We start from the raw sequence: 9,545 nt of genomic DNA, 5'->3' as shown, positions 1-9,545 counted from the left end.
GATAGTCCTTTTATTCTAGTCATCACATCCTCTCCAAAACCTGATCAATCTTATTTTCAAACATAAATCAAATATCTTTTCGGTTAACTAAAGCGGTGGGTTACGACGGATTGTTAGATTGACTTTAACGCCTAGATTGTTGCCGTCTAACCCACCCTACTATGAACTCTTCTCCCCCCTTTTTAAGGGGGGTTGGGGGGGATCGAATGGCGCTTTTATTCTAGTCATCACATCCTCTCCAAAACCTGAACAATCTTATTTTCAAACATAAATCAAACATCCTTTCGGTTGACTAAAACTCACGAACTACAGGGGACATATTCCACCTCATCGAGAATTCGTTGTCCAAAAAAAGGACTCAACGACTCAGGTGTAACCAGATCCACACTCCGACCAAACAAGTCCTCCAAAAAGAAACATAAATCCATAAAATTATTAAATGTCTTCATCCCGGGTTGAAACACCACCAAAATATCCACATCGCTCTTCTCTGTCGTCTGCTCTGTCCGAAAAGATCCGAACAAACCACAGCGACTAACTCCCAATCGCCGTAATTCGGCTTGATTTTGCTCTAGCAGACTAATTACCTGTTGCTTTGTCGTTACAGTCATCACATCCCCTCTAAATGCCGACAAATCTTATTTCTCAGCATAAATCAAATATCCTTTCGGTGGACTAAAGCGGTGGGTTACGACGGATTGTTAGATTGACTTTAACGCCTAGATTGTTGCCGTCTAACCCACCCTACTATGAACTCTTCTCCCTTCAATGGGTAGGGTGGGTTAGCGATAGCGTAACCCACCACTCTCTTGGAATCTAAATGCCGACAAATCTTATTTCTCAGGATAAATCAAATATCCTTTCGGTTGACTATCGCTTCGATAGGATCTAGCAGAGGGATGGGAAAATGTTCCTGTTCATAGGCATCAACCAGTGTGGCAAGCAAATCTAAGCGCGCTGCTTCCGGTGTCCCCGGAGGTACTTCCAGAAGCGACTCAATCTCCAGTAAAGCGGCCTCATACTCGGATTCGGTTTTGAGAGGATGTAGGTCTAATGGCTGTAGATTTTTCATCTCCTAATCTCCTAACATCTCCTCTAATGCGTCCAAATCCTGACGAATATCAGCCTCTAAAGCCCTTAACTTCTGTAAAATCACCTTCGGCGGCTCATAGCTCACTTCCTCGTACTCTATCTCTTTATAGCGGTTAATTGATAGATCATAAGCATTGGCCTGAATCTCCTCGCGAGGCACAAAAAACGCCTTCCCTTGGCGGTTGGTATCCTTAGCGGAGTCGCGTTGCTGCCAACAGCGCAGCAAGTCCGGGATATCATTATCGGCAATCGGTTGGCGCTTATCATCGAGAGAGAAACCATCCGCCACCATGTCATAAAACCAAACGAAGTCAGTCCCCTTTTCCCTTACCCCCAGCTTCGTAAAAATCAGGATCGCGGTAGATACCCCCGCATAAGGTTTAAACACCCCCGACGGCATCGATATCACCCCCTCTAGCTTATGTTCTTCTACCAAGATGGTGCGGATGTCCTTATGGGCCTTGGACGAGCCAAATAGCACCCCATCCGGCACAATTACCGCACCTTTTCCCCCCGTCTTCAGCAAGCGCAAAAACAGGGCCATGAATAATAACTCGGTTTTAGTGGTGTCGATGATTTTCGATAAATCCTTGGCAATAGTGGACTTCTCCACCGAACCCTTAAACGGTGGATTAGCCAGAATCATGGTAAAACTATCCTCTACCCCGGCGTGATCCTCCGATAGGGAATCCCGGGCCTCGATAATCGGCTGCTCGATACCGTGTAACATCAGGTTCATGCTGCCGATGCGTAACATCGTGGCATCGAAATCAAAACCGTGGAACATTTGGTTATTGAAATGCTCTAGGTTGCCGCGTTCAAGGAGCAAACGTCCCCCCTCGCTGTCCTTTAACTCCCGCACATACTCGGCAGCCGCCACTAAAAAGCCTCCTGTGCCACAGGCCGGATCACAGATAACTTCCCGGGGTCCCGGCGCTAATAACTCCACCATCATTTTGATAATATGGCGCGGCGTGCGAAACTGTCCGTTAGTCCCGGCTGTACTCAGTTTCGAGAGCATATACTCGTAAAGGTCGCCTTTGGTGTCCCGATCCTCCATGGGGATTTTTTCAATTTGCTCGATTACCGTCGCCAGCAGGGCCGGGGAGGCGATGAGAAACACCGCGTCCTTCATGTGTTTAGCGTAGGTGCTACCCTTAGAAAACTGTCCCAGATCTTTGATAAAGGGAAACGCTTCATCCCGGACAATCTGGAGCATTGTCTCGGCATCATCGATATTTTTGAAGCGGGACCAACGGATATGCTGTTGGCTGGGGTTAAAGGTGGGATTTTCGAGGTTTTCGCCTAATCGTTGGGATTTACGCTCCTTAGCTAGTTCTAGGTCATCTAGGCGTTTGATGAAGAGTAAATAGGAAATCTGCTCGATTACCGAAAGCGGGTTACTAATGCCGTTATTCCAGAAGGTTGTCCAAAGTTTATCTATTTTGGATTTTAATTCGCCGGTGATCATCGCTGTTTACTCGTTCACTGCTTTTAGTATTGCAGTAATATTGTACTAAAAATCGAGGTTTCAGGGTGAAAAATGCTATTAGGTACTTAAGTGATTAGCTTTTGTCCCTTGCTTGCCCCACCTCCCACCTCCCCCTTACCTGTAGGGGCGGGAAAAAAGTTTTTTTGGGTACAGGAAGTATGTAAAATGGAATGTTGATCTTTCTTGGCCTAAACAGCATTTCATGATTTCGAGTAACGACTTTCGGAGCGGTACGACCATCGAGATAGATGGCTCTGTCTGGCGGGTGGTGGAATTCCTGCACGTCAAACCGGGCAAGGGATCGGCCTTCGTGCGAACCAAGTTAAAAAATGTTCAGACCGGCAACGTGGTAGAACGGACGTTCCGGGCGGGGGAAACCTTGCCCTCAGCCACGATCGAAAAGCGTACCATGCAGCACACCTACAAAGAAGGCGATCAGTTTGTCTTCATGGACATGGAGACTTTTGAGGAAGCAACTCTCACCCCGGTACAAATGGGCGATCGAGCCAAGTATCTGAAAGAAGGAATGGAAGTCAATATTCTCTTTTGGAATGATCAAGTGTTAGACATAGAATTGCCCACCTCGGTAATCTTGGAAATCACCGATACGGATCCGGGAGTCAAGGGAGATACGGCCACCGGTGGCACGAAACCGGCGATCGTAGAAACGGGAGCGCAGGTGATGGTTCCCCTGTTTATTTCTATCGGTGAAAGGATTAAAGTGGATACCCGGGATGGTTCCTATCTGGGACGGGAATAATTGTGATCAGAAGCCCAGAAATGAGGGCTTAGGGACGGGTTTAGGACTAAAGCCAGTGTTTCTGAGCCTGTTTCCCAAAACTTAGCCGCTAGATGGGAAAAATCGATAGTTTGGTGGGTGCGAATTTGGATTTGTTGCTTTTTATTTGCGAGGGGATTTCAGAGCGGTGACTATTGATTACAACGAAATTCGAGAACTGATCAAAACATTGGCAGCAACGGATATCAGTGAATTTAGCCTGAAAAGTGCAGATTTGGAGCTAAATATCCGCAAAGGAACCGTTAATACTGCCCTTGGGCCTCTCCCCGCTCCCTTGCCGGTGGTGACGGACACCGTCGCCGCTCCAGTGGTAGCCGCAGGTCCCACCCCGGCCCCAGAAACCCCCACTCCCGAACCCGTAGCCGCCGCTATGGATAAAAAATGGCTGGCGATTACCTCTCCCATGGTCGGCACTTTTTATCGCGCTCCTGCTCCCGATGAACCCTCTTTCGTGGAAAAAAACGATCGGATCCGTGTCGGACAAACGGTCTGTATCATCGAAGCGATGAAGTTGATGAATGAAATCGAAGCGGAGGTGGCCGGGCAAATCGTCGAAATCGCCGTCGCTAACGGTGAACCGGTAGAATTTGGTCAGACATTAATGTGGGTTAATCCCGAATAGATAGAATGAAAGCTATCCTCATGACCGCGGTGGATGTCCTACAGCTTCAGCAAGTCCCCACCCCGAAAATTAGTCAACCGCATCAGGTTTTAGTAGCATTAAAAGCCGCTGGTGTCAACCCTATTGATACAAAAATTCGTAAACGCGGCACTTTTTACCCCGAGCAAATGCCGGCCATTTTGGGCTGTGACGGGGCGGGAATTGTCGAGGCCGTTGGGGCGGCGGTGCAGGATTTTCGCCCCGGGGATGAAGTGTATTTTTGTAACGGCGGACTGGGCAAGGCTGGCACGGGAAATTATGCCGAATATGCCCTGATCGAGGCGGATTATCTAGCCCACAAGCCGAAATCTCTTTCTTTTGCCGAGGCGGCCGCTGTACCTTTAGTTTTAATCACCGCTTGGGAAGCACTCTATGATCGCGCCCGTCTCCAGTCGGGACAAAGCGTACTTATCCATGGCGGGGCCGGGGGTGTTGGTCATGTCGCGATTCAATTGGCGAAACTGAAGGGGGCTAAAGTTTATACGACGGTGGGAAATAGCGATAAAGAGCGTTTAGTGCGGCAATTAGGGGCAGATTACCCGATTTTATACAAACAAACCGATTTTGTCTCGGCGATACTTCAACAAACCGCAGGGAAAGGAGTAGATGTCGCTTTTGATACGGTGGGAGGGGAAACTTTTGGCCAAACTTGCCGAGCGGTGCGAGTGTACGGCGATATGGTGACGATTTTGGAACCTACGGGCAGCTGGAAGGAAGCGCGCGATCGCAATTTGCGGATTAGTTTAGAATTAATGTTAACCCCGGCTTTGATGGGACTGCCAGAAGCGCAAAAATATCAAACAGAAATTCTCAGACAAGGGGCGCGTTTAATTGACGAGAAAAAGTTAACTATTCATCTCTCCCAAACCTTCCCTTTAGCGGCAGCTATCAGCGCCCATCAATTGCTAGAAACTGGTTCGGTGACGGGGAAAATAGCCCTAATTATTGACTAGAAATCTGCTTGTCACTATTTTCTCTCATAAGCTGCCCGCGTATTTAGGGTTGGCTGAATAAATCTAAAAACCTTGTTGGATAAGACTTTTAGACCTTTTTGAAATCCCAAAGTGGCCGGCATGGGAGTGATCAGGGGGAAAATTCAGGGACTTTTTCCCTGAAAATTAGGTAATTGACCACCTGAAAATCGGCAAAACCCTACACCCTACACCCAGGAAAAACTTTTTGCCGCAAACCCTAGATAGTCAACAGTTTAGTTGAAACCCGATTAAATTTTCGATCGCTTTGACCAAATCTTGATTAGTCCAATTCTGGTACAAACAAGCGGCGATCGCACATCCCCCCGCACCCACTCCCTCTTTGACAAAACCCTGTTGATAAGCTTGCAAAACCGGGTATTTAGAGGCAGAAAAGTCTAATTGTGTGGCTAATAAAGGCAATTTTCCGATCATGCGGGCTAATCCCACCGTATCCCCCGTTTTATCTTCCGCTACCCAGCGAGTTGTGCCGACGATGATATTTTCCCAGTTAACCGGATAGGCATATTTAGCCACTAGAGCTTGAATTAGGGCAGAAACGGCTAACATTTGGGTTCCTCCGGCGAGGAGTACCCCACCCTGCCCACTGGCGGCGATGGCCATGCCAGCGACGAAAATCTGCTGAGGATCGCCTAGGGCGGCGATTACCTCAAAAGGATCAAAAATTTTTTTTCTGGCTAATCCCTGCTCAACTATTGCCTGTTTCTGAGCATGATTGCACTGGGGATGGCTGCTGTTAACTTTGCCGTTGGCTCGATAACCCAGTCCGGTGAGGATGGCGAGGGCGGTGGTGGTGCCGCCGACCACGCACTCGCCGATAATTAGATAACTAGACTGGCGGGCTAATTTTTCTCCCCAAGTTAATCCTTGGGCGAACAGGTGTTTTACTATAGTCAGGTCTAGGGCGCGGCCGGTGGAGAGACAACGGGCCGGTTGTCCCCCCAGTTCGATATAATCGACGGCCGGGGGCAAGGGTAAACCGGCGTTAAAAACGAGGACGGGAATGGCTAATTTTTCCACCACGGCGCGGGTAATATAGGCGGGGGAGGCTCCCACCGTTAGGGGGGGTAAGGGATAACGGGGATGGGGTGAAACTCCTTTAACGATAAATTCGGCATCGGCGATCGCTGTATATTTTCTATCTTCCGGGGTAGCACCGGCGGTGGAGATTCCGGGGATTAATCCCGTCTCGGTAAACCCCAAAACTAGGGCAAATATCGGACAACATTTTTGATGGCGCTGTAACCAATTTTGCCCCCGTTCGATTTCCTTGTAAATTTTAATCATCTGTGATTTTCTTGATTATGTCTCCCCTGTCTTCTGCAATTATCGATACTTGGCGACGTTTTTACCGAGATCCCTTGGCAGTAATAGGAGCGATCGCATTAATGATAATTATTCTTGCTGTCCTATTCGGTCCGATTTTCTATCGGGTCCCCATCGATACCATTGATTTTAGTCAAACCACTGCTCCCCCTAGTTTAAAACATCTTTTTGGGACTAATGATCTGGGCCAGGATCAATTGGCGAGGATTTTGGTGGGGGGTCGAATTTCCCTAGCGGTGGGCATTGCTGCTATGATGGTGGCGATGATTCTAGGGACAGCGATCGGAGCTATTTCTGGGTTTTACGGGGGCGCGATCGATGGTTTGTTGATGCGATTAACGGATTTATTCCTATCTTTGCCCCAATTGCCCCTACTTTTACTGATTGTCTATCTATTTCGCGATAGTATCAAGAAAATCGCCGGACCGGAAACGGGCATTTTTATCCTCGTGGTTTTAGTAATCGGGGGTTTAAATTGGATGTCGGTGGCGCGATTGGTGCGGGGAAATTTCTTAAAGTTACGGGAGATGGAATTTATCTCGGCTGCGATTGCTTTGGGGGCCACTCCTTTCCGTTTAATCTGGGTGCATTTATTGCCTAATGTTTTGGGAATGATTATCGTGGCGGCTACTTTAGCGGTGGGTAATGCGATTATTACCGAGTCAACCCTGAGTTTTTTGGGTTTGGGTTTCCCCCCCGATGTGCCGACTTGGGGACAAATGTTATTTAAAGCTAAAGATTACTTGACAACTGCCCCCCACTTGGTCATTTTTCCCGCTCTAGCTATCGTGATCACGGTGTTAAGTATTAATTTTATCGGTGATGGTTTACGGGATGTCTTTGATCCTAATGTGTAAGGAAGCGTAGAAGTGGATAATTGCCGAAAATTACCCAGAACCCCTATGATGATCAGTAGCGATGGTGAGGAAATAAATACTGTGAGTAGCGTAACTGTCATTAGCGATCAGAAGTTTGACCAAGAGGTTTTTGAGGTCGAAAAACCCGTTTTAGTCTATTTTTGGGCGAGTTGGTGCGGTCCGTGCCGTCTGGTATCCCCCTCGATCGATTGGGTGGCGAAAACCTACGGCGAACGGCTAAAAGTAGTTAAACTAGAAATAGACCCTAACCCCAACTCGGTGGCTAAATGTGATGTGAAAGGTGTTCCCGCTTTACGCATCTTTAAAGATAACGAAATTATTGCCACTCATGAAGGGGCGATCGGCAAACAACAATTACAATCTTTTATCGATACCTATGTCAGCTAATTAGGTATCTGTGGTTATGAATAACTTAACCCTAGCACACCGCTTACAGGCACTCCAATCCAACGTTTTTGCCGATATGGATCGGGCAAAAGCTGCCAGTAGAGAAGCGGGTAATACCATTATCGATCTTTCGCTCGGTTCCTCCGATCTTGGTGCTGCTCCCCATGTTATCGATGCTATAGAGCGATCTCTCCACGATCCTCACACCCACGGCTATTTACTCCATAATGGTACGGGAGACTTCCGAATAACTGCCGCTAACTGGTATAGCGATCGCTTTGGTGTCCCCGTCGACCCAGAAACGGAGGTTTTACCCCTAATTGGTTCTCAGGAAGGCACGGCCCATCTACCTTTGGCCCTTCTCAACCCCGGGGATTTTGCCCTGCTGCTCGATCCGGGTTATCCCTCCCATTTGGGCGGTGTTGCCCTTGCCGGCGGCCAAATCTACGGAATGCCAATTTTGGCAAAAAATGACTTTCTGCCGGTTTTAGAGGACATTCCTGACCTAGTGCTGGCACAATCGAAGCTGATGGTCTTGAGTTATCCCCATAATCCCACCACAGCGATCGCACCTTTGGCATTTTTCCAAAAAGCGGTCGATTTTTGCCGTCAGCATAATTTAGTTTTAATCCACGATTTTCCCTATCTAGACATCTTTTTTGCGGGAACATCGCCACCACCGTCAATTTTGCAGGCCGATCGAGATAAAACCAATTCGATCGAGTTTTTTACCTTTTCCAAGTCCTATAATATGGGCGGTTTTCGCATCGGTTTCGCCATTGGCAACCCGCAGTTAATTATGGCTTTGCGACAGATTAAAGCCATGGTTGATTTTAATCAGTATTTGGGCATCCTCAACGGTGCGATCGCTGCTTTAACCGGTAATCAAGATTCAGTCAAGGAAACCGTCGCTATCTTCCAAAAACGCCGGGATGTGTTTATTAATGCCCTAAATCGCATCGGTTGGCCAGTTGCCACCCCGGCCGCCACTATGTACGTTTGGGCGAAAATTCCCCCCAGTTGGCCGGGTAATTCCGTCGATTTTTGTCGGCAATTGGTGGCCCAAACTGGTGTCGCTGTTTCCCCGGGTTCCGGTTTTGGTAAGGGTGGCGAGGGGTATGTGCGTTTTGCCTTAGTTCACGATCCCGATATTCTAGAGGCTGCCGTGGAGAAAATTGGGGCTTTTTTGGGATCAAATCGATATTCTAAGCAGTGGTTATGCTGCAATGGATAACTTTCGCCTTGTTGCTTCTGATATTTCGGGTGATATTGGTAATGTGTCCACGCCCAAACTTTCTAGTATTATCTGACTAGGCATACTAGGTAGTGGTTTAGTGGTGCGTCGCCTAGCTAAACGCCGTTAATCGTGCTTGGGGTGGGGAGATGAGCCGAAATTTTCCTAATTCCCCACCCTTTGCGGTTAAAAGCTTTAATTGTGCTGCTGTCTTTGTAATTCCTCGATAGTTGCGGGGGATAAATCAGTAAATTGGGCGATTTCTGAGATAGGAAACCCAGCAGATAGCATTTTTAGGGCAATTTGTCGAGCTTTTTCCTCTTTTCCCTCCTCTTTGCCTTCCTCTCTGCCTTCCTCTCTGCCTTCCTCTCTGCCTTCCTCTCTGCCTTCCTCTCTGCCTTCCTCTAAAATATCTTGATAGATGACTGATTCTCTCATAATCTCACTCCGAAGGATTTTTTTAATCGTCTCTCGATTTAATACTAACCCAGCGAGAATACTGGTGGCGGCAGCGAGATTGCTTTGCACCTGTTTTTGGGAGATAGTTTCTAGAGAACGGGACACCTGACTTAACACCTGTTCGGGGTCATCGGTATTGCTGAGGACGGCAAAGGGTAATAAACCGGGATGATGGAAAAATTGCGGCGTATTTTCTTCCCAAAGACGGATGACTTGAAAAGAATG

Annotated in this window: 11 protein-coding genes; 6 read left to right on the top strand and 5 right to left on the bottom strand. The window is 47.8% G+C overall.

The window, feature by feature from the left end; genetic code table 11:
• Positions 1 to 299: 299 nt before the first annotated feature.
• From IM500_RS01475 to IM500_RS01465, 3 genes are all read right to left on the bottom strand, one after another.
• Positions 300 to 611 (bottom strand): nucleotidyltransferase family protein, encoded by a 312-nt coding sequence (locus IM500_RS01475; RefSeq protein WP_002775244.1) that lies wholly within the window; start codon positions 609 to 611, stop codon positions 300 to 302.
• A gap of 239 nt (positions 612 to 850) precedes the next feature.
• Positions 851 to 1,072 (bottom strand): helix-turn-helix domain-containing protein, encoded by a 222-nt coding sequence (locus tag IM500_RS01470; RefSeq protein WP_130758460.1) that lies wholly within the window; start codon positions 1,070 to 1,072, stop codon positions 851 to 853.
• Between the two features lie 3 nt (positions 1,073 to 1,075).
• Complete coding sequence (locus IM500_RS01465; RefSeq protein ID WP_190720064.1) at positions 1,076 to 2,563, bottom strand: type I restriction-modification system subunit M; 1,488 nt, start codon at positions 2,561 to 2,563, stop codon at positions 1,076 to 1,078.
• A gap of 223 nt (positions 2,564 to 2,786) precedes the next feature.
• Here IM500_RS01465 and efp point away from each other — a divergent pair, with 223 nt between their 5' ends.
• The 3 genes from efp to IM500_RS01450 all read left to right on the top strand — a co-directional run bounded on the left by efp (position 2,787) and on the right by IM500_RS01450 (position 4,997).
• On the top strand, positions 2,787 to 3,344 hold the full coding sequence (efp, locus tag IM500_RS01460) for an elongation factor P (RefSeq protein WP_002762061.1): 558 nt from the start codon (positions 2,787 to 2,789) through the stop codon (positions 3,342 to 3,344).
• Between the two features lie 166 nt (positions 3,345 to 3,510).
• On the top strand, positions 3,511 to 4,005 hold the full coding sequence (gene accB / locus IM500_RS01455; protein WP_190720061.1) for an acetyl-CoA carboxylase biotin carboxyl carrier protein: 495 nt from the start codon (positions 3,511 to 3,513) through the stop codon (positions 4,003 to 4,005).
• Between the two features lie 5 nt (positions 4,006 to 4,010).
• The gene (locus IM500_RS01450; RefSeq protein ID WP_287737483.1) at positions 4,011 to 4,997 is read left to right on the top strand and encodes a zinc-dependent alcohol dehydrogenase family protein; all 987 of its coding nucleotides are present in this window, start codon (positions 4,011 to 4,013) and stop codon (positions 4,995 to 4,997) included.
• Between the two features lie 246 nt (positions 4,998 to 5,243).
• Here the strand turns inward: IM500_RS01450 and cobT are convergent, their stop codons facing one another.
• Complete coding sequence (gene cobT, locus IM500_RS01445; RefSeq protein WP_287737481.1) at positions 5,244 to 6,323, bottom strand: nicotinate mononucleotide-dependent phosphoribosyltransferase CobT; 1,080 nt, start codon at positions 6,321 to 6,323, stop codon at positions 5,244 to 5,246.
• A 17-nt stretch (positions 6,324 to 6,340) separates the two neighbouring features.
• Here cobT and IM500_RS01440 point away from each other — a divergent pair, with 17 nt between their 5' ends.
• From IM500_RS01440 to IM500_RS01430, 3 genes are read left to right on the top strand one after another with little or no spacing between them, the layout of a single operon-like run.
• Complete coding sequence (locus tag IM500_RS01440) at positions 6,341 to 7,219, top strand: ABC transporter permease (RefSeq protein WP_190720051.1); 879 nt, start codon at positions 6,341 to 6,343, stop codon at positions 7,217 to 7,219.
• Between the two features lie 45 nt (positions 7,220 to 7,264).
• Positions 7,265 to 7,627 carry a thioredoxin family protein gene (locus IM500_RS01435; protein ID WP_081106816.1) on the top strand — a complete coding sequence of 121 codons (363 nt, stop codon included), beginning with the start codon at positions 7,265 to 7,267 and terminating at the stop codon, positions 7,625 to 7,627.
• Between the two features lie 16 nt (positions 7,628 to 7,643).
• The gene (locus tag IM500_RS01430) at positions 7,644 to 8,861 is read left to right on the top strand and encodes an LL-diaminopimelate aminotransferase (protein WP_190720048.1); all 1,218 of its coding nucleotides are present in this window, start codon (positions 7,644 to 7,646) and stop codon (positions 8,859 to 8,861) included.
• A 195-nt stretch (positions 8,862 to 9,056) separates the two neighbouring features.
• On the opposite strand, the gene IM500_RS01425 is transcribed toward IM500_RS01430, so the two are convergent.
• Positions 9,057 to 9,545 (bottom strand): RpnC/YadD family protein (locus IM500_RS01425; protein WP_502882348.1); only part of this gene is annotated, 489 nt, incomplete at its 5' end.

Origin of the sequence: Microcystis sp. M179S2 (genome assembly GCF_020245805.1) — a bacterium.
Lineage (GTDB): Bacteria > Cyanobacteriota > Cyanobacteriia > Cyanobacteriales > Microcystaceae > Microcystis > Microcystis aeruginosa.
Note: the sequence above shows the minus strand (reverse complement) of the source record. Positions and strands in the feature narration are given on the sequence as shown.

Excerpts from the sequence above, each read along its gene's own strand:
- IM500_RS01435 (WP_081106816.1), top strand. The coding sequence starts at position 7,265 with ATGATGATCAGTAGCGATGGTGAGGAAATAAATACTGTGAGTAGCGTA.
- IM500_RS01450 (WP_287737483.1), top strand. The coding sequence starts at position 4,011 with ATGAAAGCTATCCTCATGACCGCGGTGGATGTCCTACAGCTTCAGCAA.
- IM500_RS01430 (WP_190720048.1), top strand. The coding sequence starts at position 7,644 with ATGAATAACTTAACCCTAGCACACCGCTTACAGGCACTCCAATCCAAC.
- IM500_RS01465 (WP_190720064.1), bottom strand. The coding sequence starts at position 2,563 with ATGATCACCGGCGAATTAAAATCCAAAATAGATAAACTTTGGACAACC.
- IM500_RS01470 (WP_130758460.1), bottom strand. The coding sequence starts at position 1,072 with ATGAAAAATCTACAGCCATTAGACCTACATCCTCTCAAAACCGAATCC.
- cobT (WP_287737481.1), bottom strand. The coding sequence starts at position 6,323 with ATGATTAAAATTTACAAGGAAATCGAACGGGGGCAAAATTGGTTACAG.
- IM500_RS01475 (WP_002775244.1), bottom strand. The coding sequence starts at position 611 with ATGACTGTAACGACAAAGCAACAGGTAATTAGTCTGCTAGAGCAAAAT.
- IM500_RS01440 (WP_190720051.1), top strand. The coding sequence starts at position 6,341 with ATGTCTCCCCTGTCTTCTGCAATTATCGATACTTGGCGACGTTTTTAC.
- efp (WP_002762061.1), top strand. The coding sequence starts at position 2,787 with ATGATTTCGAGTAACGACTTTCGGAGCGGTACGACCATCGAGATAGAT.